Here is a 23,704-nt window from a genome sequence, read left to right on the forward strand (position 1 = left end):
TATGAACCCCGACCCGAAAGCGCTGGACCTGTTGGACCAGGCGTTGCAGAACCCTGCTCATGTCCACATCGGACACATTGATGTTGATAATATCAGAGTCACGCAGCCGAGCGAGGACGCTGGCACCGGCAAGGACTACTCCCTCCGCAAGCTCCGCAAGGACGCCCCCGAGCAGGTCAAGGCCGGTTAGGTGAGCAACGCATGGGCAGGCGGCAGCACTCGGGCGTGGCGACGCACCCGGTTGCAGGTCGCTGCACGTGACAGGTGGATCTGCCAACTGTGCGGCCAGCGCATCAACCCACGACTGCGTGACCCAGACCCACAGTCACTGTCCATCCACCACACCCGGGGCAAGGCGTACGGCGACGACCAGCGCTACCTCGTCGCCACGCACCGACAGTGCAACCTTGAGGCAGGCGACCCCACCCGGGCACCGGACCCGGCGCCACGACCAATGACGAGATGGTGACGCATGACGACACACGATCAAGCCCGTGACCAGCGCAAACGTCAGCGCTGTGACCTGCGGTTTTCCCCAGCGGCGACCGGGCCGGACACCCCCGTCCTTCTGTCCTTTTTTTGCGCGCAAGCCCGCAGGCCACGGCGATGACGGATCGGAAGACGGCGAGTGTGCTGGCGGCGCTGTACGCCGCGTTGCGCGAGGTCGAGACGACACCGGGGGATGCGGCGGCGGTGGCGCTGGCGAAGCGGTACGCGGCGCTGGTCGACGCGGACGAGGCGGCGGCGGTGAAGGTGGGGCCGTTGCTGCTGGACTGTCTGCGTGAGCTGCGGATGACGCCGAAGGCGCGGGCGGCGGTGGTGAAGGGAGCGGACGGTGACGGCGGTAAGCCTCGATCCAAGCTCGACGAGTTGCGCGAGCGTCGTCGGCAGCAGCGAACCGCGGATATGGACACCGCCACTTCGTGAGTTGACGCCGGCCACGAGCTACGGGTTCGACGTGATCGAGTTCGCCGACGGCGTGCTCGGGCAGCCGCTGGACCCGTGGCAAGAGTGGCTGGTGATCCATGGTGGTGAGTTGTTGCCGGATGGGCGGCCGAGGTTCCGTCAGGTCGTGGTGTTGGTCGCGCGGCAGAACGGCAAGACGCATCTGCTCGTGGTGCTGAGCCTGTTCTGGCTGTTCGTGGAGTTGCGGCGCACGGTGCTGGGCACGTCGACGAATCTCGGGTACGCCAAGGAGAGTTGGGAGAAGGCGGTCGGGATGGCCGAGTCGTCGCCGGAGTTGGCCGAGGAGATCGCGCGTGTGCGGCGGGCTGCTGGCGAGGAGTCGCTGGTCACTGTGCACGGGTGTCGGTACAAGATCGCTGCCAGCAACCGCAAGGGTGGCCGGTCGTTGACGATCGACCGGCTGATCTTGGATGAGTTGCGTGAGCATGATTCGTGGGATGCGTGGAACGCGGCCATTCCGGCGATGAACGCGGTGCCGGATGCTCAGGCGTGGGCGATCACGAACCAGGGTGACGACAAGTCGGTGGTGTTGGAGTCGCTGCGTGCGTCGGCGTCGCGGTTCTTGGACATGGGTGAGGGTGATCCGCGGCTGGGGTTGTTCGAGTGGTCGGCGCCGGATGGTGCCGAGCCTGACGACGCCTCGGCGCTGGCGGCCGCGAACCCGAACTTGGGGCACCGGGTCGAGCTCGACGGGCTGCTGGGCGACGCGCGCCGGGCGAAGGCGGCGGGTGGTGAGGAGTTGGCCGGGTTCCGGACCGAGATCTTGTGTCAGCGGGTCGCGAACCTCGATCCCGCGATCAACGGTGAGGCGTGGGCGGATTGTCTGGAGCCTGGCACGCTCGACGAGCTGCGCTCGCGGGTGGCGCTGTGTTGGGATGTGTCGCTGGATGGTCGGCACGCGACGCTCGCGGCCGCGGCAGTGCTGCCGGATGGTCGGGTGCGTGTCGAGGTTGTCGCGGCGTGGGATGGCACGGCGGCGCTGCGGCGTGATCTGCCGCGCGTGGTGGGGCGGGTGCGGCCGCGCGTGGTGGGGTGGCTGCCGGATGGCCCGTCGGCGGCTGTCGCCGCTGATCTGGCCGAGCGGAAGGGCAGGTCGACGTGGCCGCCTCGGGGTGTGACGGTCGAGGAGATCCGGGGCGAGATCAACGCCGTGTGTATGGGGTTGGGTGATCTCGTCGACGCGCGGCAGCTCGCGCACAGTGGTGATCCGCTGCTGGATGCTCAGGTGCCGGCGACGGAGAAGAAGCGTGTCGGTGATGGGTGGCGGTTCACGCGCAGGGGCGCGGGTCACTGTGATGCGACGTATGCCCTTGCGGGCGCGGTGCATCTGGCGAGGACTTTGCCGGCGACGGTGGGTAAGCCGCGGCTGGTTGTGGCCAGCGGCGACACGTGACATGCACGTCGGTTCATGTGTCTAGGTAGTCAGGTATCGTGCGGGGTGTGGGATGGTTCCGCACGCTGTTGCGCTGGTCTGAGGCGCCGTCGAGCGCGTCGACCAGTGATGCGGTGACGTTGGAGGCGCCGCCGCCGCGTGCACGGTTCGGTGTGGATGTGCCGTCGCAAATTCTGGAGGCGGCTACCGGTGGGGGCGCGATCGCGGCGCGGGTGTCGCGGGATGAGGCGCTGCAGGTGCCGGCGGTGTTGCGGGCGCGGAATCTGATCGCGGGCACGTTGTCGACGTTGCCGATGCGGTTCCACGACCGGGATCGGCGGCAGGCGACGCCGACGACGCTGCTGGAGCAGATCGACCCGGATGTGCCGAACTCCGTGACGATGGCGGCGACGTATGAGGATCTGCTGTTCGAGAGCGTGTCGTGGTGGCGGGTGACGCGGTTCGGGTGGCATGGCTATCCGGTGGAGGCGCAGCACGTCCCGATCGACAGTGTGCATGTGAGCGGCACGGGCCGCCTGCCGTCGCAGATGCTGATTTCGCCGGATGTGCCGTACCCGTCGGATGGGCAGGTGTTCATCGACGGGATTCCGGTGGACGACCGTGAGGTGATCCGGTTCGACAGCCCGAATCCGCCGCTGTTGGTGCACGCTGCCCGCGCGATCCGCACGGCGCTGCGGCTGGATCGGACGGCGTCGTCGTATGCGGATGAGCCGACTCCGCAGGGGCTGTTGTTGCCGGAGGACGGCACGGAGCCGCTCGACGACGGCGAGGTCGACGATCTGATGGATCGGTGGTCGACGGCTCGCCGCAACCGCACGTGGGCTTATCTGCAGGGGGTGAAGGCGCAGACGCTGCAGTGGTCGCCGGAGCAGTTGCAGTTGGCGGACGCGCGGCAGCACGCGGTGTTGGAGATCGCGCGGGCGACGGGTGTCGACCCGGAGGATCTGGGTGTGTCGACCACGTCGCGCACGTATGCGAACGCGGAGTCGCGGCGGCTGGCGCTGCTGGATTTCACGTTGGGCGCGTACGTGACCGCGGTGCAGGAGCGGTTGTCGATGCGGGATGTGTTGCCTCGCGGCTACTACGCGAAGGTCGATTTCGCCGGGTTCTTGCGCTCGGACGCGCGGACCCGCATGGAGACCTACGAGGTGGGGCTGCGGGTGGGCGCCTACACGCATGACGAGATTCGTGAGCTCGAGGACAAGCCGCTGTTGACAGGTGATGAGCGCGCCGAGATCGAGCGGCAGCGGGCTACCGCGCCGCCGGCGGAGGAGGACAACGAGATGCCACCGACCATGCACTTCGGCGCGGGAACGGCCCAGGTGAGTTTCGATGCCGCGGAGACGGTGTCGACGTTCCGGGTGAACACCGAGAAGCGGACGATCTCCGGTCTCGTGGTGCCGTGGGGCAAGGTCGCGAACAACGGCGAGGCGAAGTGGCGGTTCGCTGACGAGTCGCTGCACTGGGTCGATGAGACCCGCACCAAGTTGAATCTCAACCACGATTCGACGCAGGCGATCGGGTATGCGGTTCGTCTGCAGAACACGTCGGCCGGTTTGGACGCGACGTTCAAGATCGCCGATGTTCCTGAGGGAGACAGGGCGCTGAAGCTCGCTGAGGGCAAGGTGTTCGACGGGTTCTCTATCGAGGTCGATCTGGAGGACGGGTGGGAGAACGACCCGTCGGATCGGTCGGTTCGGCTCGTGCAAAGGGCCAAGTTGCGGGGTGTCGCGCTCACAGCGATGCCCGCGTTCGACGACGCCCGCGTGTCAGCGGTCGCCGCATCACTGGACAAACGGAAGGACACGGGTATGGGTGGCGAGGTCACCGCGGAGGCCGGTAAGACGGAGCAGTTCGACTTCGCGGGCTACATGAAGGGGCTCGGTGACCAGATCACCGAGTCGCACAAGAACCTGACGACCGAGCTTGCCGGTTCGATCGGCGAGTCGGTGTCGGAGGGCGTGAAGGCCGCGCTGGAGCAGTTGCCTGCGCCGCAGGACGGGCCGCAGGGGGTGCGTGCCGCTCGCTACACGGTGGGCCGTGAGGCGCCGGTGTACAGCTTCAACGGGTTCGGGAATTCGCTGGTGCGGGACGCCTGGTATGCGGCGCGTGAGCAGGATTCCGATGCGACGGAGCGGCTGCGGAAGTACCGGGCGCAGATGGATGAGATGTCGAAGTTGGCGGCGGCGAACTTCGCGCCGCAGTCGACGACCAGCGCGTCGCAGATCATTCCGCCCGGGTACCGGCCAGATCTGTATGTGCCGGAGTTGACGCGTGGCCGGCCGCTGGTGGGGTTGTGTTCGCGCGGGATGATCAGCAACGCGACTCCGTTCCTGGTTCCGACGTTCGGGTCGGTGACGGGCGCGACGGCTGATCACGTCGAGGGCACGAACCCTGCCGATGGGTCGCTGACGTTTGGTGAGGTGACGGTGACGCCGGGCGCGATCTCGGGTCGGTTGACGCTGACCCGCGAGATCGTCGACTCTTCGAACCCGGCGATCGATCAGATCGCGCTGGCGGCGATGCGCGAGTCGTACAACCAGCAGACCGAGGCCAAGGTCTACACGGAGATCAACGGGAAGGCGACCACCACCACGACATACGCGGCCGCGTCGGTGATCACCGATGTGCGGGACCTGCTCGCGCAGTACCCGTTCGTTCGGTTCGCCGCCCCGACTGGTGCGGCGATGAACCAGAAGGTGACGCGGGCGTTCGCGACCACGAATGGCAGCGATGGGCGGCCGCTGCTGCCGAGTGTGGGTGCGGAGAACACCTCGGGTCTCGGCAACGCGGTGAATCAGGGTTGGTTCATCGATGGGTTGACGTTCGTGCCCGCGTGGTCGATCGGTGACGCGTTGACCAACGATGTGGTGCTGATCGTGAACCGGTCGGATGTGTGGGTGTGGGAGTCGCCGCTGCTGTCGTTCCGGTTCGAGGAGAAGCAGGGTCCGGCGAACATCGAGATGAACGTGTTCGGGTATTTCGCCACCCGTGTGCTGCGCGCGTCCGGAATTTTCGCGATCAGGAACCCGTGAGGTCGACTATGCCATACAAGAATGTTGTTCTTGACTCTCATCTTTCTCCGGACGGGAAGATACATATCTTCGTCATCCAAGAAGATGCGGTGTCACTCAATGATTTTCGCGTGATATGCGACGCGGGATCCGATGAGACCACATCGAGATTGATCAGGAATTCATTGAATGCTTCAGAGACGGTGTGATTATGGTTGCTTCGAGGAGGAAGGACCCGCCAGAGTCGGCGGAGATCGAATCACCTGAGCCTGTCCAGCGGAAACGGTCCGAGCCGACGGTGTCTCAGGCCGATGCGATCGCCAGGGAACGGGCCAAGAATCTGCACCGTCGCGCCCGCCTGGGTCGCGTCGGGGATCGGAGGTAGATCGTGGCGCTGCTGGCGGTTCAGGATGCGACGGAGGGCGCGGCGGTCACTCTCACCGCAGCTTCGGCCGGTGGTGATCAGATCCCGCAGGGTGTGCGGGCGGGTGGCTGGCAGCTGGGACACCTGCTGCTGGTCATAAACGGTGGCGCGGCGGCGATCACGGTGACCGTCGCCGGAATGGCTCCGGTGAGTGTGCCCGCCGGCGGGACGGCGGTGATCCCGGCGTACGGGATCTATCGTGGATCTCCCCGCGACATCACCTACAGCGCGGTCACGTCGGTGACGGTCGCGGCGGTCCGGGTGTCGGGCTGATCATGGTGTGGCAGCCGGATTACGTGACGGTCACGGAGCTGGCCGACTATGTGCATGCCGACGAGATCGTCGACGGCGCAGAGTTGGGTTTGGCTGTGGCCGCCGCGTCCCGTGCTGTCGACCGGTTCACTAAGCGCCAGTTCGGACAGACCGACACGGCGGAGGAGCGGTTCTACACGCCCTACTGGTCGGAGCGGCGTGGTGTGTGGCTGGTGTTGACCGACGACGTGGCGGTCGCGCCGACCGATGTGGCCACGAGCAGCGATGGGGTCACGTTCACCGTGGTGGCGTCCGCGGTGTTGTTGCCGCGGAACGCGGCCGCCGAGCAGCGGCCGTGGACGATGCTGCAGCTGCCGGCGACTAGTGCGGGGATTGCGGTGGATGGGGTGCGGGTGACCGCACAGTTCGGGTGGACCGCGGTACCGGACACGGTGAAGCAGGCGACCCTGTTGCAGGCGTCGCGGGTGTTCACCCGTCGTGACGCGCCATTCGGGATCGCTGGGTCGCCGGATCAGGGTTCGGAGATGCGGCTGCTGGCGAAGTTGGACCCGGATGTTCAGGTGATGCTGGCGGATTATCGGCTGCGGCCGGTGAAGGTGGGATGACATGGCTGTCCTGAGTGTGCAGCAGGTACCGATCACGGGGTTGGCTGCGGTGACGTTCACCGCCGCCGATGTCGCCGGCGATGAGGTTCCCGCGAACCGGGGCGTGCTGTTGTTGGTGCGCAACGACGACACGCTCGCCAAGACCATCACTGTCGCGACACCAGGCACGGTGCGTGGCTTGGCGATCGAGGACCCGCAGGTGAGCATCGCCGCCGGCACCATCGGCGCGATCAGCGTGGTGCGGTCGGTGTTCGGGGCGACGGCGCAGATCACCTACAGCGCGGTCACGTCGGTGACGGTGGCCGCGGTTGTCGTGGACATGTAGGGGGCCGTCGTGAACCTCGCCGGTGTGATGGATGAGCTCGGGGCCGCGTTGGAGACGATCGGCGGGCTGCAGGTGTTTCCGTATTGGGCGGACAGGGTGACGCCGCCGGCGGCGGTGGTGGGGTGGCCGGATTCCTACAGTTTCGATGGCACGTATGTGCGGGGCGCGGATCGGATCACGGTGCCGGTCACGGTGCTGGTGGGTCGGCTGACGGCGGCCACGTCTCGGGATCGGTTGGCTGCCTACGCCGATGGGTCCGGGCCGTCCAGCGTCAAGCAGGCCGTCGACGGGCACGCATCGTCGGCGTACGACACGGCGACGGTCGCTGAGGTCACGGAGTTCGCCGTGTACACGGTGGCGGGTGTGGAGTATCTCGGGGCGACGTTCAGCGTCGACATCATGGGAAGCGGGAGCTAGCAATGGCCTTTGTGCACGGTCGTAACACGTATGTGTCGCTGGACGGCAACGACCTGTCCACGTATACGAACAACACCGAATGGTCGCGTGAGGCTGACACGCACGACACCACCACCTACGGCAAGAACAGCAAGGTGTATGAGGGTGGGTTGAAGGACGGCACGGCCACCATCTCAGGCACCTACGACAACACGGCGGTGACGGGCCCGAAGGCGGTGATCGAGCCGCTGCTCGGCACGAAGGTGGTGTTCGTGATGCGGCCGGAGGGCACCGGCACGGGCAGACCGGAACGCACGGTGGATGTGGTGGTGTCCTCCTATGAGGAGACGCTGCCGGTGGCGGACATGGTCACGTGGAGCGCGGAGCTGCAGTTGTCCGACGACGTGACCGACACCGCGCAGATCTGACGAGGAGCGACACGATGGCCGTGGACAAGGATCTGCTGTTCGAGCCGATGTTCGACGAGGACGATTTCGAGATCCCGGGGCGCGGCTCGATCCGGGTGCGTGGCCTGTCGTCGGCCGAGGTGCACAAGATCAAGGACGAGCCGCCGAAGAAGGCGGAATGCATGATCGTGGCGATGGCGTCGGTTGATCCGCTGTTCACGGAGGAGGAGGCGGCCCGGCTGCAACGCAAGTGGTCCGCTGGGTTGTGGAAGCGGCTGGTCGAGCAGGTCCAGCGGCTGTCCGGTTTGGCGGATGATGCCGCCAAAAGCGACGTACAAGAAGTTCGAGAGTGAACCGGGACTGGAGTTCGAGTTCTACCTGGCTGACCGGCTGGGGATGACGGTGGCGAGGTTGCGGGCGGAGATGCCGCATCACGAGCTCGTCGCCTGGCACGTGTACCACGGGCGCAAGGCGCAGCGGCGGGAGTTGGCGGAGAAGCAGGCGGCGAATCGGCGGCGGAGGAGGTGACCGGGTGGAGATCGAGCCGGTGAAGATCGAGGGGCTGAAAGAGTTCGTCGCTAATCTGAAGAAGATCGACGGGGAGCTGCCGAAAGCGGTGCGGCTGGCCGGGAACGAGGCCGCCGGGCTGGTCGTGTCCACAGCGAAGAAGAGCGTGCCGTTGGGCCCGTCGCGTGGCGGGCACGCTCGTAACTCGATCAAGGCGAAGTCGACGCGCACCGAAGCTCGCGTGCAAGGCGGCGGGAAGCGGTTCGCGTACTACCCGTGGTTGGATTTCGGTGGCCGCGCTGGCCGCAACAGGAAAGTGCGTCGCCCGTTCATCCGCGAGGGCCGCTACATCTTCCCTGCCTACTCCCAGCATGCCGACGAGGTGGTCGGCCGGTATGTGGAGGCGCTGGTGGATGTGGCGCGGCAGGCCGGGATCGAGCTCGACTGATGGCCGGCCCTACCGTCACGCTCACCTTCGCTGGTGACGAGAAGCAACTCACCAAGGCGTTCGGCAAGGTCGAACAGGCCGCCGAGAGCATGCAGGCCGAAGTTGGCAGTGCCGCGAAGAGCATGGCTGGCGACTTCGACAGCTCCGCGAAGAAGATGAGCTCGGCCGCGGACGATTCGTCACGCCGAATCCGCGATCACGGTGACGGGATGGAACGCTGGGCGGACCAGGCCGACAGCGTCGACACCCGGGCGATGGGGTTCCGCGACACGCTCACCGGTGTCCAAGACGGGCTGGCTGGTCTGCGTGGTGAGGGCGAGTCCACATTCGAGAACCTGATGCTGTTGGGATTCGGTATTGGTGACCTCGCATCCGGGTTCGCGAATTTCCTCATTCCCGCCATGGCGTCGTTCTGGGGATGGCTGACCAGCACCACCGCTGCGACGTGGTTGGCCACTGCCGCGCAGACAGCATGGGCCGCGATCACGAAGGGAGTGACGATCGCGACCGCCGCGCTGAATGCTGTCATGCGCGCGAACCCCATATTGTTTGTTGTTGGTTTGATCGCGGCACTCGTTATCGCGTTCGGCACTCTGTGGAACAAGTCGGAAGGGTTCCGCAACTTCTTCATCGGTATGTGGAACACGATCAAGAACGTCGTGTCCGGCGCGGTCAATTTCATCAAGAACCTGTGGAATGGTATCCCCGGGTTCTTCCGGGGCATCGTTTCCGGCATTGGACGCGTGTTCGGCGGGATCGGGAACGCGATCAAGAACGCGTTCAAGGGCGCGATCAACTTCGTCATCGACCTGTTGAACGGTGCGGTCACCGCGGTCAACGGCCTGATCGGCGGGATCAATCTCATCCCTGGTGTCAGCATTCCTCGAATTCCGCACATCCCGAAGTTTCACCAGGGTGGCATTGTTCCCGGAGCTCCGGGCTCGGAGACGCTGGCGATCCTGCAGGCAGGCGAGAGGGTCATTCCAGCCGGACGAGCAGACCGAGCCGGTGGCCAAGCGCAGATGTCGGTGGGATTCCACGGCAACACCGACAGCGCGGTCGCGACCTTGATCATGGGGTTGATCCGCTCTGGTGACATCCAGATCGCGGGGGTGGCGTGATGGCCGTGCCGCTGCTGCCGAACCAGCTCGACGGGGCCGAGTTCGCCGTGGAGGTGGCGTGGGGCGCTGACCCGAACCTGGTCGACACCAGCAGCTGGGTGTGGTCGGACATCACCGAGGATGTGCGATTCAGCGGCGGCCCCATTGGGATCACCACCGGTCGTGGTGACGAGGCCAGCCAGTCGCAGCCCGCGAAATGCGCGCTCACCCTGGACAACACGGGTGGTGCGTACAGCCTGGGTGGCCAGTCGCCGAACTATCCGAACGTGCGCCGTAACACCCCGGTGCGGGTGCGGGTGCTGGGGCCGCTGCGGGGGCTGATCCTCGACGGGCACCAGAGCTCGTTCGCGTCGACACCCGACGCGGCGGCGCTGGACATTCTCGGCGACATCGACATACGCGCCGACGTTCACCCCACCTCGTGGCGTCCCCGCTACTACCAGCTGATCGCCTCGAAATACGACGACAACAACCAGGCGTCGTGGACGTTCGCGCTGCTCGACTCGGGGACACTGGAATTGGGTTGGTCCAGCGACGGTGTCAATCGCGGAGTGCTCGAGTCCACGGTGCCCGTGCCGACCGACGCGGGGCGCCTCTCGGTGCGCGTGACCCTGGACATCGACAACGGTGTGGGACAGCACGTGATCACCTTCTACACGGCCGACACGATCGACGGGCCGTGGACACAACTTGGTGATGCGATCCTAGCTGTCGGCCAGCCGACAATCTTCTCCTCCACGGCGGCGGTGGTGGTGGGTTTCGCCGATACCTGGTTCTCCAGCATCGCGGGGGCATTCGACGGCACCGTGCACCGTTTCCAGCTGCGCAACGGGATCAACGGCACCGTGGCCGCCGACGCCGATTTCGACACACCCACCCCGGGTGCGTCCTCGTTCACCGACAGCACTGGCCTGCCATGGACGATCGCGGGGAACGCGGCGCTGTCGGCGGTATCGCTGTTCCACGGCTACGCCACGAGCTGGACACCGTCGTGGGATCTGACCGGCCGCATCCCGACCGTGACGCTCACCGCCGCCGGTGGGTTACGTCGATTGAAGCAGCGGACCAAGCCGGTGCAGTCCACGATGTTCCGGCAGCTGTCCACCCAGCCGGAAGTGGTCGCCTACTGGCCGATGGAAGAGGGTAAGAACGCGGCCGCGTTCACGTCTGGGCTGGGTAACGACACCACGATCCTGACACCCACCGGTGACGTGACATTCGCGGCGTCCACCGATTTCGTCGGCTCGGATCACATCCCCACCGTGCGCATCGGCAACATCCGTGGCAACACGCCCTCGTTCACTGGGGCCGCCGATCAACGATTCCTGACGCTGGCGTTGGTGCCCGAGGGTGGTGTCGCTGGGACGCGGCTGCTGTTCCGCGTGTGGACATCCAGTGGTGTGGTGCGCCGCTGGGATGTGGATGTCGACGCGGCCGGGTTGCTGCGGCTAGCCGGCTACGACGCGGAGAGCGTGAACGTGTTCACCTCCGCGTGGTTCACGTTCAACATGAACGGGCGGCCGCTCATGGCGTCGCTGTGGCTGTCGCAGGTCGGGGCGAACACCCAATGGCAGATCTCGACGTGGGACATCAACAGCGAGGGCGTCGCGGGGGACAGCTACCCCACCACCTACGGTCGGATCGTCGCCGTGCACCTCGGCGACAATTCCGGCGACCTCAACGGCACCGCCTACGGGCATGCCGCGGTTCTCAACGACGAGGTGCACGCGATCTGGGATGTCGCGCAGAACGGGTTGCGGGCCTGGTCGGGGGAAACCGCGGTGAACCGGGTGGACCGGGTGGCCCGCGAAAACCAGGTGCCGCTCGTCGTGCACGGCGGCAGCGACCTCACCATGGGCCCGCAGGGCCTGGACACGGTGTTGGAGCTGCTGCGCGAGTGCGAGATCACCGACCAGGGTGTGCTGTTCGACGGTGTCGGCCCTGGCCTGTCCTACCGGGCGCATGACCTGCGGGAAAACACCAACCCCGCACTCGTCATCGACGCGGCCGCCTCCGAGTTGGCACCCGTGTTCGCGCCGGTCGACGACGACCAGCGCACAGTCAACGCGGCCACCATCAAACAGAAAAACGGGAGCCAGGTCACCGCCGCCGACGAGGCGAGCATCGCCGCGATCGGGCTGTACGACGCGTCGGAGGAGATCTCCACCGATGACGCCGCCATGCTCGACCAGTACGCGTCATGGCGACTGCACCTGGGCAGCCTGCAGGGATACCGCTACCCGCAAGTGACGGTGGATGTGCGCGCCACACCAGGCCTGGCCGGGCAGGTGCTCGCGCTGCAGCCATCCGGACGGATCGACGTGACCGGTCTCGGTGGCGTGCTCCTCGGCCACCCCGCCGACACAGTGCCGCTCCTCGTCGAAGGGTTGTCGCATTCGATCAGCCCGCTGGAGTGGACGGTCACCGCGCAGTGCTCCCCATACGGGCCGTGGCGCATCGTCCAACTCGCCGCCGACACCAGCGACACCAGCGAATACGTGGGGCACCTCGACACCGACGGTTCCCAACTGGCCGCCTCGGCCGCGGCGGGGGCCGTCACGCTGTGGGTGACGACCCTGTCCGGGCCGGTGTGGACCACCACCCCCGACGACTTCCCGTTCGAGACCGAGATCAGCGGGTGGGTTGTCACCGTCACCGCCTGCGCCAGCGCGATCGCCGACACCTTCACCCGCACAGTCACCAGCGGCTGGGGCACCGCCGACAGCGGCCAAACCTGGACCACCAGCGGCGGGTCAGCCACCGACTTCTCCACCTCCGGCACCACCGGCGACATCACCCTCACCACCGTCAGCGTCGCCCGGTGGGCGCTGCTCGGCCTGGACCTCACCAACGTCGACCTCACCGCCACGGTGTCTCCCAGCGCGGTCGCCACCGGCGACTGGATCACCACCTCGCTCATCGCCCGCCGCGCCGACGCGAGCAACTACCTGTCCGCGCAGGTCGAGTTCAAACACACCGGCAACATCGGCATCGGCCTCTACGCCATCGTCGGCGGGACAGTCACCTTCCTGTCCGGCGCGGAAATCGGCACCTACAGCGCCGGGGCACAGTTCGGGGTGCGGATGCAGGTCGACGGCGACACGATCCGCGCGAAACTGTGGCCCGCCGCCAGCACCGAACCCACCGCGTGGACCGTGTCCAGCACCGGCGCCGACGCGTTCGCCTCGGGCGACACCGGCATCCGCGCGGCACTCAACCCCGCCAACACCAACATCAACCCCGTTGTGTCGTGGGACGACCTGACCGCCCCCAGCATGCAGCGGTTCACCGTCAACCCGCTGCCAGCCGTCCTGTCGGCCGGTGCGTCCGTGTCCGTGCACAATCCACCAGTATTGGGGCTGTGAGAGATGCCGTTCTTCGCTGGGCAGAAACTGCGCGCATCCGACCTGATCGCGTTGTCCATCGACGCGCACGGCCGCTGGTACGCCCCCGGCGGACAATCCATCGCCGCCAGCACCGACACCCCACTGCAGTTCAACAACATCACCACCGCCACCCCACTCGTGACGGTAACCGGAACCGGGAACTCGATCTTCACGCTGCAGCGGGACGGGGTGTGGGAAATCCACGCCGGCATCCGACACAACGGCGCCAACGTGCTGCAACTGTCGATCTACGAGGGTGCCGGCGGGTTCTCGTTAGCCGCGCTCCGCGCTTCCGACTCCGGAACCCCCACCGCAGCCTGCTCGCTGAACCGATATTTCACCGCCGGCTCCGCGATCCGCGTCAACGCCTGGCATCCCACCACCGCCGCCACCGTGTCCAGCACCGGGGAGTCCACCCACCTCGACATCACCTACCGCGGCATGTGGCTGTAACGGGAAGGGGGGAATCGACGTGCATTTTCTGGCCGGACAGAAACTGCGTGCTTCTGATCTGAATGAGGGCCCGTGGGTGCCGCTGACGCTGCTGGCCGGGTGGGTACAGCGCACCGGCTACTACGTTCCCGCGGTCCGGTTGTTGATGGACGAAAGCACAGTGCAGCTGCGCGGCGGCCTGTCCGGCGGCACCGTCACCGCCGGCACCGTGTTCGCCACGCTCGCCGCCGAGTTCCGGCCGGCCGCGTCGGTATCGTTCGCCGTATCCGCCAACGACTCCGGTGCTGGCGGCGCGGCCGGTAACCCGCGCGTGTTCGTGCGCACGAACGGGAACATGGAGATCTGGGGGATAGCCGGCACCTCACCGTTCCACATCGACGGTTGCAGTTTCAGCATCTAGGAGCACGTACATGGGTGATGACACGGTCGGTGAGCGGCTCGCCACGATCGAAACGAAGCTCGATCTGTTGATTGTGAAACGCGACGACCACGAAATACGGCTGCGGAAACTCGAGCGGTGGGCGTGGGTTGTGGCCGGCGCGGCCGGCGCGATCGGCGGCAGCATCGCACGACTACTCCCAGCGACAGGAGGCTGACATGCGGATCATCCCTCGCGAGGAGTGGGGCGCGCGGCACGGCGACGGTCGCTACTGGACGACGCTGCCTGCGTCGGAGGTGTGGCTGCATCACTCGGTGACGGTCGCGCCGGACACGGTGCCGCCGTGGACGGACGACTTCGAGGCCATCCGCACGATCGAGCGCATCGGCGCGCAACGCTTCGGCAGTGTGTACGGGTTTCCCTATACCTTCGGCATCACCCCGGCAGGGCTCATCTTCGAGGGCCACCACATCGCCAAAACTGGGGCGCACACGTACGGCCACAACACGATCGGCCGCGCGATCTGCCTGGTAGGCAACTACGAGACCGACGAGCCCACCGAGCTGCAGCTGGACGCGGTGGCATGGCTGCTGCGGCACGGCCAGGCGCAGGGATGGTGGCGCGAGGCCAGACTGGACGGTGGGCACCGGGACCTCACGGCCACCGCATGCCCCGGACGCCATGCCTACGCCGCGATCCCCCGCATCAACGCTCGCGCCACCCAACCCATCGGCGGTGGCGGCGCTTCCCCATCGACCGGTGGCGCACAGCGCCGCTACCTACAGGAGGAATCCACTATGCAGCTGCAGCCCGGCAAGCACGGCCAGTACCGGTCCATCCCCGACGGCGCCACGCGGGTGATCGTCGGGTGCCCGCACGGGCAGATGTCGGCCCGGATCATCTGGCACGGTCCCGGCTACCCGTCGACGCACGACATGGACACGCGGTGGCCGGATTTCGACTGGGTCGCGAAGGACGCGGTCCACAACACGATTCACCGGCTGCGGCCGTGGCGGGTGCCGATCCCGGAGAAGGCGACGGGGTTCGCGCTGTACTGGGATTACCCGCCGGTCGAGGGCCACTACGACGACTACACCGGAGAGGTGTCGTTCGAGTTCTAGGGAGGCAGCATGATCAGGGGCAGGATCGGCCGGATCGCCAAGGCCGTGGTCGCGGCGGTCGGCGGTCTGGCGACGGCGTTGACGCCGGTGGTGGCTGACGAGGTGATCGGGCTCGACGAGCTCGGCACCGTCGTGTCGGCGATCGTGGTGGCGGTGGGCACGGTGGCGGCGGTGTGGCGCGTCCCCAACCGGAGCAGCACCGATGGGTAGGGGCCAGCGGTCTGACGGTCGGGTCCCACCGACCCGGGACGGGCCGCAGACACCCCCGCCGCCACCCGAGCCGAAGAGGTGTGGCTGCCGCTGCGGTTGCCGCTGCTGAGACGTGAACCGCAGCCAAAAACTTCCCGCGACTGCAGTAAGTTTTCCGACCGTCCCCTGAGTGTGGTACTCAGGTGGCTGTTGCTTACTGCATGTCAGCAGTCGACGAGTTCAGCAGGCTGGACGCGGACGTTGTAGGTGTCCTCCACCGGCAGGCCTCCACGGTCCGTGCCGTCTATCCATCCACCAGTGAAGCCGCCCGCCTTATGGATCGCCGAGCGTGCCACGACAAGAGCCTGGCCGAACGCTGCCTGGTCATCGTCAGCGTCGATATACATGTTGATCCACACATTGCCAGTGGAGAGTTCGGCAGCGAGGTCGGCGTCCGTGGCACCCGGCTCCTCGACGAGAGCGTCCATCAGGTTGTCGAGGTCCTGATCCAGCGCATCGGGGGAGTCGGTGCGTACTGTGAACCCCAGTTCGATGTAGTACGTCATCGTTCCTCCTGCCAGCAAGTGCGACGCTTGAGTTGCATCCGCACGTTCAGGTTATAACTCTTATTGGGTGTGATACGGATCGTCTTCTTGTGACGATCCGGACATGAGCAGTACGCCTTGTAGTAGCCCTTGCCGCGCCATACCCTCCAGCCCTGCCGCTCCAGACTCTTGAGTAGCTTCTCCAGTTCAGGATCGGGATGTCTAGGGCGCGACATAAGACTCCATTCGGGCGATCTAGTACTTCCCGCTGCTCTGGGAGCATCGCAGTGGCTCGCTCACTCGTTAAGGTGATACCCCCAGTCGTGACATGCCTGTTATGTATCGGGCCGCCCACCCCCAGGGGCGGCCTCGGTCAACAACTCACTTTGGACGCGGATACCGGTCGGCGCACGCGCCACACTGCGGCGCGTCCCGCAGCCGCGCATCCAGCACCGACGGCCACACCAGCCAGCCGCACGCCGTGCGGCAGTACAGCTCACCGTCGTGGTCGCGGCCGTGGCCGATGACCGCGTGCCAGCCCTGGCCCACGATCCGCCACTGCGCCGTGGTCACGTGCGCAGGCAGGTCTCGCAGGGCTCGGCGTCGGCGGGTCTGTCGGCGAGCGGCAGCACACGACCACAGCAGGTCAGCACGACAATGTCGTCGTCGTGGTCGCGGGTCCAGCCGGCGATGTCGTGACGGGCACCATCGGCCGGCGCCAGTGTCGTGGTGCGAGTGCGCGCATCCATGCAGGTCACTGTAGAGCGCGTGGGGACGCGACCGTAAGCGTGCTCACCCGAATGGACGAGTGAGCGTAGGTTTGGCCGCGACACGTCCGGCTACGTTCCCGCGCGTGAGCGTCCCACCATTCGAGCCTGACCACGCGAGCCCGCGCTACCTGTATCAGCAGATCGCCGACCACGTGCAGGCACGCATCGAGGCCGGCGAGCTACCTGCAGGTGCACGATTGCCGCGCGAGACGGAGTTCGCCGACGAGTACGGGGTGTCGCTACGCACCGGCCGCCGAGCGGTGCAGGAGCTCCGCGAGCGCGGCCTGGTCTACACGGTGCCGATCAAGGGCACGTTCGTGGGCAAGCGCGACGAGTAGGCCTACATCGCTTGCTCGGCCTGGTCGTCATCGTCGTCGGGTCGCTGCCGAGCGCGCCGCACCCACTCCGTGGCCACGACCACCGGCGCGGCGATCAGCATCACCAGCTCCACAGCAGCCCGCAGCACCAGATCGAGGACGCGGGTCACCAGTCGCTCCACAACTCGTCGCCGTCGATGCCGGTGGCCTCGCACGCGGCGCACGGCACCCGGATGGTGCCGTCGTCGACGGTGACCTCGAGGAAGCCGCTCCCGCCGCAGGGGGCGCAGCTGGACGGCGCGGTCACCGTGTCACCGCCTGCAGCAGCGCGACGAGCTCGTCGCGGTCGACGGGGGTGTCGTCGGTGCGGTGCCAGCCGATCAGCCAGTGCAGCCCGTTCTGCAGCGCTTGATAGCGGTGCTCGAGCTTGGCGTTGTCGAGTAGTTGCTGGCGGCGGTACTCCGGCAACACGGCGCGGGATTCTTCGGCGGCGAGGGTCTCGGCGACGAGGCGGTCGCGGTCGGCGATGTCCTCGGCGAGTCGACGGAGCATCGCGACGACGGCGGGCTGCTCGAGGGTGTCGCTCATCGGTCGATCACCACCCGCTGCACGGGCTGGACCGAGCCGGTGAGGGCGCCGGGCTGGGTGAAACCGATCAGCGTGATCGCGATCGCGGTGGCCACGAGCGGCCAGGCGGCGAGGCGCTTGAGGTTGCGGCCCGCGGTGCGGCGCCGCCGTGAGTGTGGCCGGTCAAGGAAGGCGAAGCAGGTGTTGATCTGCCTGGCATGGGACATGGGTACCTCTTGGGTGGTAGACCCTTCGGTCCCACGTTTGTCCCATGCCAGTGTTTTGCTAGATCATCTTCTGCTACCTATTTGAGCTGGTAGAGATGAACGCCGCGAGGTCGGCCGACTGCCGCATCCGCGAGGGCTCGTGTACGTACATCATGTGACCCGCCGGGTAGTAGGCCGTCTCCACATTGGACCGCAACTCTTCGGGGATGCGCAGGGCAGCGATGACGTGCTCGGCGGCATAGTACGGGGTCGCGCCGTCGTAGTGGCCCAATGCCACGTGCACCTTCAGATGCGGATTCGCCCGCATCGCCGTGCTGAGACCCTCCACCACCGACACCGGCCGACCCTCGAAGTCCGAGTACGACCATTCCTTGTTGACGTCCAGCGCCAGGATCTCGTACGGAAGGTCGTTGGCGTACTCGAGTTCCGCACGGACATAGTGATTGAACGCGGCGGAGTAGGCTCCCATGATTCGGGAGATCGACGCGTCATCGCTCATGTGTTCCCTGCCGCCGTCGGGCTCCCACGTCGTGAACCGCCCGTCCATCCGGCCCGTGGTGAGTCCCTGGTCGCGCAACAGTTCGGTGAAGAAACGCACGTGCTCGATCCGGAGCCCTACGCGGTCTACATAGGACTCGCTGAGACCGGTGAGCGAGGCCAACCGGGAAACGACATCGGCGCGCTCGGCAGCCGAGAGCCTGGCACCCTGCCGCAACGCCCACGGCAGGTCACGCGAGGCGAACTCCTCGGCCTCGGCCAGCACCTCTTCCAGCGGGCGGTCACCGTGCTTGCCGTGGTAGTGGGCGATCGCCGCGTACGTCGGCACGTACAACGAGTACGGCAGGTCGTTGCCCTCGTGGAACATGATCGTGCCGAGATCGAGTACCGAGGAGATGAGCAGCAGCCCGTTGAGGTACAGGCCGTGTCGCTCCTGCAGGTGCGATGCCAGCGCGGCGGCACGCAGCGTTCCGTATGACTCACCCGCGACGAACTTGGGCGAAAGCCAACGCTCGTTGCGCGACGTCCACAGGCGGATCACCTCGCCGACCGACTCCACGTCGGGAGCGAACCCGTGGTACTCCTTCGGCGATTCGCCCGTCGCGGCACGCGAGTAGCCGGTTGACACCGGATCGATGAACACCAGGTCGCTGTGCGCGAGCAGGGTTTCGGCATTGTCGGCGAGCTGGTAGGGCGGTGGCTCGGGGTCGGCCACATCACCGGAGACCACTCGGCGAGGGCCGAGCAGTCCCATGTGCAGCCAGATGCTAGACGACCCGGGACCACCGTTGAAGGCGAAGGTCACCGGGCGAGTGGACGTGTCGGCGCCGTCGAGCGTGTACGCAGTGACGAAAACCTCGGCCTTCGGCCTGTGGCCGTCGAACTTGCCCTCGGTGAGCACTTCCTTACGCAACACGATGCGCCCCGTTCTCACGGTGTAGGCGAGCTTGCGGCGCTTGAGGCTGAGGGTGTGCCTCGTGGTGACCAGGTCGTCGGTAGGTTCGCCGTTCGAGGCACCGGCGGTCTTGCCCGCTGCGGCCTCGTCCTGGGTCTGTGGTTCCTCGGCTGTGTTGTCTGGCATTGCCCCAACCTAGATCAAGGCACAATGGCTGGTGTGGCGATTGCGGTGACGTCGATACCGGCACTTGACGAAGCGGTGAGCCAGTGCCGTGCCTGCCCGCGGCTGGTGGCGTGGCGTGAGCAAGTCGCGCGAACGAAACGTGCCTCGTACGCGGAAGAGACGTACTGGGGTCGCCCTGTGCCGGGCTTCGGTCCTGCGGACGCGGCGTTGCTGATCGTCGGTCTCGCGCCCGCGGCGCACGGTGGCAACCGAACCGGCCGGATGTTCACCGGCGACCGTTCCGGTGACGTGTTGTTCCAGGCGCTGTACGACGTCGGACTCGCCTCGCGGCCGACGTCGGTCCATGCGGGCGACGGGCTGCGACTGCGCGGAACTCGCATTACCGCTCCGGTTCACTGCGCCCCGCCCGGCAACAAGCCGACCCCGGCCGAGCGCGACACCTGCGGGATGTGGTTGCGGCGGGAGCTGGAGTTGCTGCGGCCGACGTTGCGTGCGGCCGTAGTGCTCGGCGCGTTCGGCTGGCAGGCGCTGCTCACCGCGCTCGGCGAGGCGGGCTGGTCGGTGCCGCGCCCCCGGCCACGGTTCGGACACGGGGTCAGGGTCACGCTGGCAGGTCCGGTGCCACTGCAACTGCTCGGCTCCTACCACGTGTCACAGCAGAACACCTTCACCGGGAGGCTCACGCCGGCGATGCTGCGTGACGTCCTTGCCAACGCGGCTTCACTCGCGGAACTCGACTGAATCGGTTACGCGACCGTAGCGACCCTGGTCACAGCGGAATAGGGGCCACGAGCGTCCAGCCGAACACGGTGCAACCATGGAGTCATGGCAGTCAAGTCGGAACCGACGCGGATCCTGATCCTCGGCGGCGGGTATGTCGGTCTCTACACGGCCCTCGGCCTGCAGAAGAGGCTGCGCGCCAACGAGGCTTCGGTGACGATCGTCGACCCGCAGCCGCACATGACCTACCAACCGTTCCTGCCGGAGGCGGCGGCCGGGGCCATCGAACCCCGGCATGTCGTGGTGCCACTGCGCCGATCCCTGCAGCGCTGCCATGTGCTCACCGCGCGCGTGACCAAGATCGATCACGAGCGCAAGAACGTCACGGTGGAGGCCGCCGACGGCCACATCGAGCAGCTCAGCTACGACGTGCTCGTGGTGGCGCTCGGCTCGGTCGCCCGGCTGCTGCCGATACCTGGCCTCGCTGAGGAGGGCATCGCCTTCAAGACCATCGGTGAGGCCATCTACCTGCGCAACTACGTCCTGACGAAGCTCGACCAGGCCGCGAGCACGCTGGATCCGGAGCTGCGCAAACGCTTGCTGACCTTCACCGTGGTCGGCGGAGGGTTCGCGGGTATCGAGGCGCTGGCCGAACTGGAGGACATGACCCGCTCGGCGACCCGCTACTACGAGAACATCGATCCCGCCGACATCCGTTGGGTGCTGGTGGAAGCCGCCGGGCGCATCCTGCCGGAGGTGCGGGAGACGCTGGGGGTGTGGACGGCCGAGCAGCTGGAAAAGCGCGGCATCGAGGTGTACCTGTCGACGGCGGCGAAGTCGTTCGAGAACGGCCACGTGGTGCTCTCCGACGGCACCGAGTTCGACAGCGACACCATCATCTGGACCGCGGGCGTGAAGGCCAATCCCGTTCTGGCGAACTCGGACCTGCCGCTTGACAAGCGCGGCAGGCTGCAGGCCACAGCGGCGCTGCAGGTGGTCGGCGTGCCAGGCGTGTGGACGGCGGGCGACATCGCCGCGGTTCCCGATCTGTCGCGCACCGAGGACGATCCGACCGCCACCTGCCCGCCCAACGCGCAACACGCGGTGCGGCAGGGCAGGCATCTGGCGAGGAACATCGTCCGCGTGCTGCGTGGCGAGGCGCCGACCGACTACTCCCACAAGAACCTCGGTTCGGTCGCCAGCCTCGGGCTGCACAAGGGTGTCGCCGACATGCTCGGGCTGAAGATCAAGGGTCTTCCGGCGTGGCTCTTCCACCGCGCCTACCACCTGAAGGCCATGCCTACGGTCAACCGCAAAACCCGCATCCTGTTGGACTGGCTACTCGGCGGGTTGTTCCGCCGCGAAGTGGTTTCGCTCGGCCAGATCAACAATCCGAAAGAGGAATTCGCCAGGGCTTCCAAGTCATGACGGCGGTGGGGGCTTAAGCTGCAGGTGCCCCCGTAGCCCAATTGGCAGAGGCAGTCGACTTAAAATCGATTCAGTGCGGGTTCGAGTCCCGTCGGGGGCACTTCCTGGCCGGTCAGCGGTTCGCGGTAACCGGATCAAGATCACTTCCCCGGTTTGTCCCCGGAATACTTCGGATCAACCGCGCGTAGCGGTGTAGCGCGATCATGTTCGGGCTCGGTCGTGCCGAGTACCAACGGTGTTGCGCCGTGCGTCGTCCCAGGCCGCCTGGCCTACAACCAACAGATTGATCGTGAACTCGGCCTGGTCGCTGGTTCTTGCAGTCGATCTCTGCAAGCCCAACATCGACCGCGCGAACCGGTCCCGTGCTCGCCCATGGCCGGATCGTAGACATAGAGCATGTCTAGGTGTTGCGCATCTGCTGGCAGACATCTGTCGCGCGTCGCCTGTCGGTTCACAGAATCCGCCGCACGCCGTGTGTTCCAACTTTCTCTACTTCTTCAAGGCGGCCCCGTCAGGGCCGCCGGCCTACTGCCCTTCTGCTCCGACCGAGCCTGCGCGGGGCGTGCGGCTGGCGCCGGTCCCCGCGCATCGGCCGGGGCCGTGGCTCGGCTGGTCCACGCGGCCGCAAGGCATCCCAAATCCCACGCTTTCCGTGCGATCGGCAGCGACAGCAAGCGCCGCACCATAGGGCGCGTATCGCAGGCCGATCCCGTCGCATCGACCGCAATCGATAGTTGCCTAGATCTATGACTGTCGATACGGTCGGTGCGATCAATCGATGACAGTCGATGAAAGGTGTCTCATGAGCGAGTATCCGGTGGTTGTGGTGGGCGCGGGCCCGGTTGGCCTGGCCGCGGCGGCCGAGCTGGCCGAGCGGGGAATCGAGCCGGTGGTGCTGGAACGTGGGGCCGAGGCGGGGGCCGCGGTCGCTCAGTGGCACCACGTGCGGCTGTTCTCGCGTTGGTCCGAGCTGGTGGCCCCGGCCGCTCGGCGGTTGCTCGACGCGGCGGGTTGGCGGCCGCCCTCGAGTGAGGCCTACCCGACCGGCGCGCAGTGGGTGAACGAGTACCTGCGTCCGCTCGCGGCGGCCCTTGGCGCGCGGGTGCGGTTCGGAGTGGAGGTGGTCGGTGCGGCCCGCAGGGGCAGGGACCGCGTGGTGGACGCGGGCAGGCACAGCGAGCCACTGACCGTCCACATCCGACACCGAGACGGCCGCGAGGGGCTGCTGACGGCCCGTGCGCTCATCGACGCGTCGGGAACCTGGGGCTCGCCGAATCCGCTCGGGGGCGACGGGCTACCCGCGCCCGGGGAGCGCGCGGCGGCGGATCGCGTCAGCTACCGGATGCCCGACCTGGCCGACGAGCTGACAAGGGCGCGCTACACCGGACGACACGTGGTCGTGGCGGGAAGTGGTCACTCGGCGCTGACAGCGCTGGTCGCGTTGGCAGGTCTTCCGGAAACGCGGGTGAGCTGGCTGCTGCGCCGAGGTGAGGTCGGCGACGCGTTCGGCGGTGGCGAGGCCGACCAACTGCCCGCGCGTGGGGCACTGGGGTTGCGCGCGAGGGAAGCCGTCGCCGCCGGTGGGGTGGAGGTGGTCACCGGATTCCGCACCGAGGCTGTACGGCGGCAGGACGATGGGCTACTGACACTGGTGTCCGCCCACGATCACCGGGTCACCGACGTGGCCGAGGTGGTAGCGCTGACCGGCTTCCGGCCGGACTTGAGCTGGCTGTCGGAACTGCGACTGGAGTTGGACGCGACGTTGCAGGCACCGGTAGGGCTCGCACCGCTGATCGACCCGAACGTGCACTCGTGCGGCACTGTCTACCCGCACGGCGCGCGCGAACTGTCCCATCCGGAGCCGGGTGTGTTCCTGACCGGAATGAAGAGCTACGGCCGCGCACCCACCTTCCTCGCGATGACGGGCTACGAGCAGGTGCGCAGCATCGCGGCGCACCTGGCAGGCGACCAGGAGGCCGCCGAGCGGGTGGAACTGGTGCTGCCCGAGACCGGGGTTTGCGGCGGAGCGGGATTGTTCGACGAGCCGGACTCCTCGGTGGCCGGAGGTTGTTGCGCCGACTCGGAGCCGCTCAGCCTGTCGACTCCCCGCACCGAAAGCTGATGGTGCTGCGGCGCGACAAGTA

Annotated in this window: 31 protein-coding genes and 1 tRNA gene; 24 read left to right on the plus strand and 8 right to left on the minus strand. The window is 66.9% G+C overall.

The genetic code is table 11. The features are described from left to right. Position 1 precedes the first annotated feature (1 nt). The 19 genes from FHU38_RS04720 to FHU38_RS04810 all read left to right on the plus strand — a co-directional run bounded on the left by FHU38_RS04720 (position 2) and on the right by FHU38_RS04810 (position 15,428). The gene (locus FHU38_RS04720) at positions 2-190 is read left to right on the plus strand and encodes a hypothetical protein (RefSeq protein WP_167166853.1); all 189 of its coding nucleotides are present in this window, start codon (positions 2-4) and stop codon (positions 188-190) included. Between the two features lie 416 nt (positions 191-606). After that, positions 607-927, plus strand: a complete 321-nt coding sequence (locus FHU38_RS04725; protein WP_167166855.1) for a terminase small subunit — start codon at positions 607-609, stop codon at positions 925-927. 1 nt (position 928) lies between these two features. Continuing rightward, on the plus strand, positions 929-2,359 hold the full coding sequence (locus tag FHU38_RS04730; RefSeq protein WP_208415560.1) for a terminase large subunit: 1,431 nt from the start codon (positions 929-931) through the stop codon (positions 2,357-2,359). A gap of 47 nt (positions 2,360-2,406) precedes the next feature. Then, on the plus strand, positions 2,407-5,394 hold the full coding sequence (locus FHU38_RS04735) for a phage major capsid protein (RefSeq protein WP_167166859.1): 2,988 nt from the start codon (positions 2,407-2,409) through the stop codon (positions 5,392-5,394). Positions 5,395-5,761: 367 nt separating this feature from the next. Further along, complete coding sequence (locus FHU38_RS04740; RefSeq protein ID WP_167166861.1) at positions 5,762-6,070, plus strand: hypothetical protein; 309 nt, start codon at positions 5,762-5,764, stop codon at positions 6,068-6,070. Positions 6,071-6,072: 2 nt separating this feature from the next. Continuing rightward, positions 6,073-6,675, plus strand: a complete 603-nt coding sequence (locus tag FHU38_RS04745; protein WP_167166862.1) for a phage gp6-like head-tail connector protein — start codon at positions 6,073-6,075, stop codon at positions 6,673-6,675. A gap of 1 nt (position 6,676) precedes the next feature. Beyond that, entirely contained in the window at positions 6,677-7,000 is a 324-nt protein-coding gene (locus FHU38_RS04750) for a hypothetical protein (protein WP_167166864.1), read from the plus strand. A gap of 24 nt (positions 7,001-7,024) precedes the next feature. Then, entirely contained in the window at positions 7,025-7,417 is a 393-nt protein-coding gene (locus FHU38_RS04755) for a hypothetical protein (RefSeq protein ID WP_167166867.1), read from the plus strand. 2 nt (positions 7,418-7,419) lie between these two features. Beyond that, positions 7,420-7,824, plus strand: coding sequence for a hypothetical protein (locus FHU38_RS04760; RefSeq protein ID WP_167166869.1), 405 nt, complete (start codon positions 7,420-7,422; stop codon positions 7,822-7,824). A 14-nt stretch (positions 7,825-7,838) separates the two neighbouring features. Continuing rightward, positions 7,839-8,156 (plus strand): hypothetical protein, encoded by a 318-nt coding sequence (locus FHU38_RS04765; RefSeq protein WP_167166871.1) that lies wholly within the window; start codon positions 7,839-7,841, stop codon positions 8,154-8,156. Next, complete coding sequence (locus tag FHU38_RS04770; protein ID WP_167166873.1) at positions 8,116-8,331, plus strand: hypothetical protein; 216 nt, start codon at positions 8,116-8,118, stop codon at positions 8,329-8,331. The genes FHU38_RS04765 and FHU38_RS04770 overlap by 41 nt, the downstream gene beginning before the upstream one ends. Before the next feature lie 4 nt (positions 8,332-8,335). Beyond that, positions 8,336-8,758, plus strand: a complete 423-nt coding sequence (locus FHU38_RS04775; RefSeq protein WP_208415561.1) for a hypothetical protein — start codon at positions 8,336-8,338, stop codon at positions 8,756-8,758. Next, on the plus strand, positions 8,758-9,879 hold the full coding sequence (locus FHU38_RS04780) for a hypothetical protein (RefSeq protein WP_167166875.1): 1,122 nt from the start codon (positions 8,758-8,760) through the stop codon (positions 9,877-9,879). Before FHU38_RS04775 ends, FHU38_RS04780 begins: the two co-directional genes overlap by 1 nt. Next, positions 9,879-13,244, plus strand: coding sequence for a hypothetical protein (locus FHU38_RS04785; protein ID WP_167166877.1), 3,366 nt, complete (start codon positions 9,879-9,881; stop codon positions 13,242-13,244). The genes FHU38_RS04780 and FHU38_RS04785 overlap by 1 nt, the downstream gene beginning before the upstream one ends. 3 nt (positions 13,245-13,247) lie before the next feature. Beyond that, on the plus strand, positions 13,248-13,718 hold the full coding sequence (locus FHU38_RS04790) for a hypothetical protein (RefSeq protein WP_167166879.1): 471 nt from the start codon (positions 13,248-13,250) through the stop codon (positions 13,716-13,718). A 19-nt stretch (positions 13,719-13,737) separates the two neighbouring features. Continuing rightward, on the plus strand, positions 13,738-14,118 hold the full coding sequence (locus tag FHU38_RS04795) for a hypothetical protein (RefSeq protein WP_167166881.1): 381 nt from the start codon (positions 13,738-13,740) through the stop codon (positions 14,116-14,118). A 10-nt stretch (positions 14,119-14,128) separates the two neighbouring features. Then, positions 14,129-14,314, plus strand: coding sequence for a hypothetical protein (locus FHU38_RS04800; protein WP_167166883.1), 186 nt, complete (start codon positions 14,129-14,131; stop codon positions 14,312-14,314). A gap of 1 nt (position 14,315) precedes the next feature. Beyond that, complete coding sequence (locus FHU38_RS04805) at positions 14,316-15,218, plus strand: N-acetylmuramoyl-L-alanine amidase (protein ID WP_167166885.1); 903 nt, start codon at positions 14,316-14,318, stop codon at positions 15,216-15,218. Between the two features lie 9 nt (positions 15,219-15,227). After that, entirely contained in the window at positions 15,228-15,428 is a 201-nt protein-coding gene (locus FHU38_RS04810; protein ID WP_167166887.1) for a hypothetical protein, read from the plus strand. A gap of 203 nt (positions 15,429-15,631) precedes the next feature. Here FHU38_RS04810 and FHU38_RS04815 read toward each other — a convergent pair whose 3' ends face one another. The 3 genes from FHU38_RS04815 to FHU38_RS04825 all read right to left on the minus strand — a co-directional run bounded on the left by FHU38_RS04815 (position 15,632) and on the right by FHU38_RS04825 (position 16,701). Continuing rightward, on the minus strand, positions 15,632-15,973 hold the full coding sequence (locus tag FHU38_RS04815; RefSeq protein WP_167166890.1) for a hypothetical protein: 342 nt from the start codon (positions 15,971-15,973) through the stop codon (positions 15,632-15,634). Between the two features lie 360 nt (positions 15,974-16,333). Next, positions 16,334-16,525: a hypothetical protein gene (locus tag FHU38_RS04820; protein WP_167166892.1), complete on the minus strand. Its 192-nt coding sequence runs from the start codon at positions 16,523-16,525 to the stop codon at positions 16,334-16,336. Continuing rightward, positions 16,522-16,701: a hypothetical protein gene (locus FHU38_RS04825; RefSeq protein ID WP_167166894.1), complete on the minus strand. Its 180-nt coding sequence runs from the start codon at positions 16,699-16,701 to the stop codon at positions 16,522-16,524. The genes FHU38_RS04820 and FHU38_RS04825 overlap by 4 nt, the downstream gene beginning before the upstream one ends. Before the next feature lie 104 nt (positions 16,702-16,805). Here FHU38_RS04825 and FHU38_RS04830 point away from each other — a divergent pair, with 104 nt between their 5' ends. Continuing rightward, the gene (locus FHU38_RS04830; RefSeq protein WP_167166896.1) at positions 16,806-17,060 is read left to right on the plus strand and encodes a winged helix-turn-helix domain-containing protein; all 255 of its coding nucleotides are present in this window, start codon (positions 16,806-16,808) and stop codon (positions 17,058-17,060) included. A gap of 2 nt (positions 17,061-17,062) precedes the next feature. Here FHU38_RS04830 and FHU38_RS04835 read toward each other — a convergent pair whose 3' ends face one another. The 5 genes from FHU38_RS04835 to FHU38_RS04855 all read right to left on the minus strand — a co-directional run bounded on the left by FHU38_RS04835 (position 17,063) and on the right by FHU38_RS04855 (position 19,412). Continuing rightward, positions 17,063-17,209: a hypothetical protein gene (locus tag FHU38_RS04835; protein ID WP_167166898.1), complete on the minus strand. Its 147-nt coding sequence runs from the start codon at positions 17,207-17,209 to the stop codon at positions 17,063-17,065. Next, positions 17,206-17,346 carry a hypothetical protein gene (locus tag FHU38_RS04840; RefSeq protein WP_167166900.1) on the minus strand — a complete coding sequence of 47 codons (141 nt, stop codon included), beginning with the start codon at positions 17,344-17,346 and terminating at the stop codon, positions 17,206-17,208. Before FHU38_RS04840 ends, FHU38_RS04835 begins: the two co-directional genes overlap by 4 nt. Beyond that, positions 17,343-17,627, minus strand: a complete 285-nt coding sequence (locus FHU38_RS04845) for a hypothetical protein (protein WP_167166902.1) — start codon at positions 17,625-17,627, stop codon at positions 17,343-17,345. The genes FHU38_RS04840 and FHU38_RS04845 overlap by 4 nt, the downstream gene beginning before the upstream one ends. Continuing rightward, positions 17,624-17,833, minus strand: a complete 210-nt coding sequence (locus FHU38_RS04850; protein WP_167166904.1) for a hypothetical protein — start codon at positions 17,831-17,833, stop codon at positions 17,624-17,626. The genes FHU38_RS04845 and FHU38_RS04850 overlap by 4 nt, the downstream gene beginning before the upstream one ends. Before the next feature lie 73 nt (positions 17,834-17,906). Beyond that, positions 17,907-19,412 (minus strand): S10 family peptidase, encoded by a 1,506-nt coding sequence (locus FHU38_RS04855; protein WP_167166906.1) that lies wholly within the window; start codon positions 19,410-19,412, stop codon positions 17,907-17,909. 24 nt (positions 19,413-19,436) lie between these two features. On the opposite strand from FHU38_RS04855, the gene FHU38_RS04860 reads away from it, so the two are divergent. The 4 genes from FHU38_RS04860 to FHU38_RS04875 all read left to right on the plus strand — a co-directional run bounded on the left by FHU38_RS04860 (position 19,437) and on the right by FHU38_RS04875 (position 23,682). Beyond that, positions 19,437-20,153: a uracil-DNA glycosylase gene (locus FHU38_RS04860; RefSeq protein WP_167166908.1), complete on the plus strand. Its 717-nt coding sequence runs from the start codon at positions 19,437-19,439 to the stop codon at positions 20,151-20,153. A gap of 84 nt (positions 20,154-20,237) precedes the next feature. Next, positions 20,238-21,560, plus strand: coding sequence for an NAD(P)/FAD-dependent oxidoreductase (locus FHU38_RS04865; RefSeq protein WP_167166910.1), 1,323 nt, complete (start codon positions 20,238-20,240; stop codon positions 21,558-21,560). 26 nt (positions 21,561-21,586) lie between these two features. After that, a tRNA-Leu gene (locus tag FHU38_RS04870) sits at positions 21,587-21,660 on the plus strand. A 702-nt stretch (positions 21,661-22,362) separates the two neighbouring features. Beyond that, on the plus strand, positions 22,363-23,682 hold the full coding sequence (locus FHU38_RS04875; RefSeq protein WP_167166912.1) for an FAD-dependent oxidoreductase: 1,320 nt from the start codon (positions 22,363-22,365) through the stop codon (positions 23,680-23,682). The last annotated feature ends 22 nt before the right edge of the window (positions 23,683-23,704 follow it).

The organism is Saccharomonospora amisosensis, assembly GCF_011761185.1.
GTDB classification, from domain to species: Bacteria; Actinomycetota; Actinomycetes; order Mycobacteriales; family Pseudonocardiaceae; genus Saccharomonospora_A; species Saccharomonospora_A amisosensis.

Coding starts and splice junctions, on each gene's coding strand:
- FHU38_RS04750 (WP_167166864.1), top strand. CDS start 6,677: ATGGCTGTCCTGAGTGTGCAGCAGGTACCGATCACGGGGTTGGCTGCG.
- FHU38_RS04720 (WP_167166853.1), top strand. CDS start 2: ATGAACCCCGACCCGAAAGCGCTGGACCTGTTGGACCAGGCGTTGCAG.
- FHU38_RS04725 (WP_167166855.1), top strand. CDS start 607: ATGACGGATCGGAAGACGGCGAGTGTGCTGGCGGCGCTGTACGCCGCG.
- FHU38_RS04875 (WP_167166912.1), top strand. CDS start 22,363: ATGAGCGAGTATCCGGTGGTTGTGGTGGGCGCGGGCCCGGTTGGCCTG.
- FHU38_RS04790 (WP_167166879.1), top strand. CDS start 13,248: ATGCCGTTCTTCGCTGGGCAGAAACTGCGCGCATCCGACCTGATCGCG.
- FHU38_RS04825 (WP_167166894.1), bottom strand. CDS start 16,701: ATGGATGCGCGCACTCGCACCACGACACTGGCGCCGGCCGATGGTGCC.
- FHU38_RS04815 (WP_167166890.1), bottom strand. CDS start 15,973: ATGACGTACTACATCGAACTGGGGTTCACAGTACGCACCGACTCCCCC.
- FHU38_RS04805 (WP_167166885.1), top strand. CDS start 14,316: ATGCGGATCATCCCTCGCGAGGAGTGGGGCGCGCGGCACGGCGACGGT.
- FHU38_RS04785 (WP_167166877.1), top strand. CDS start 9,879: ATGGCCGTGCCGCTGCTGCCGAACCAGCTCGACGGGGCCGAGTTCGCC.
- FHU38_RS04860 (WP_167166908.1), top strand. CDS start 19,437: ATGGCTGGTGTGGCGATTGCGGTGACGTCGATACCGGCACTTGACGAA.
- FHU38_RS04745 (WP_167166862.1), top strand. CDS start 6,073: ATGGTGTGGCAGCCGGATTACGTGACGGTCACGGAGCTGGCCGACTAT.
- FHU38_RS04855 (WP_167166906.1), bottom strand. CDS start 19,412: ATGCCAGACAACACAGCCGAGGAACCACAGACCCAGGACGAGGCCGCA.
- FHU38_RS04780 (WP_167166875.1), top strand. CDS start 8,758: ATGGCCGGCCCTACCGTCACGCTCACCTTCGCTGGTGACGAGAAGCAA.
- FHU38_RS04800 (WP_167166883.1), top strand. CDS start 14,129: ATGGGTGATGACACGGTCGGTGAGCGGCTCGCCACGATCGAAACGAAG.
- FHU38_RS04810 (WP_167166887.1), top strand. CDS start 15,228: ATGATCAGGGGCAGGATCGGCCGGATCGCCAAGGCCGTGGTCGCGGCG.
- FHU38_RS04765 (WP_167166871.1), top strand. CDS start 7,839: ATGGCCGTGGACAAGGATCTGCTGTTCGAGCCGATGTTCGACGAGGAC.
- FHU38_RS04770 (WP_167166873.1), top strand. CDS start 8,116: ATGATGCCGCCAAAAGCGACGTACAAGAAGTTCGAGAGTGAACCGGGA.
- FHU38_RS04865 (WP_167166910.1), top strand. CDS start 20,238: ATGGCAGTCAAGTCGGAACCGACGCGGATCCTGATCCTCGGCGGCGGG.
- FHU38_RS04845 (WP_167166902.1), bottom strand. CDS start 17,627: ATGAGCGACACCCTCGAGCAGCCCGCCGTCGTCGCGATGCTCCGTCGA.
- FHU38_RS04760 (WP_167166869.1), top strand. CDS start 7,420: ATGGCCTTTGTGCACGGTCGTAACACGTATGTGTCGCTGGACGGCAAC.
- FHU38_RS04850 (WP_167166904.1), bottom strand. CDS start 17,833: ATGTCCCATGCCAGGCAGATCAACACCTGCTTCGCCTTCCTTGACCGG.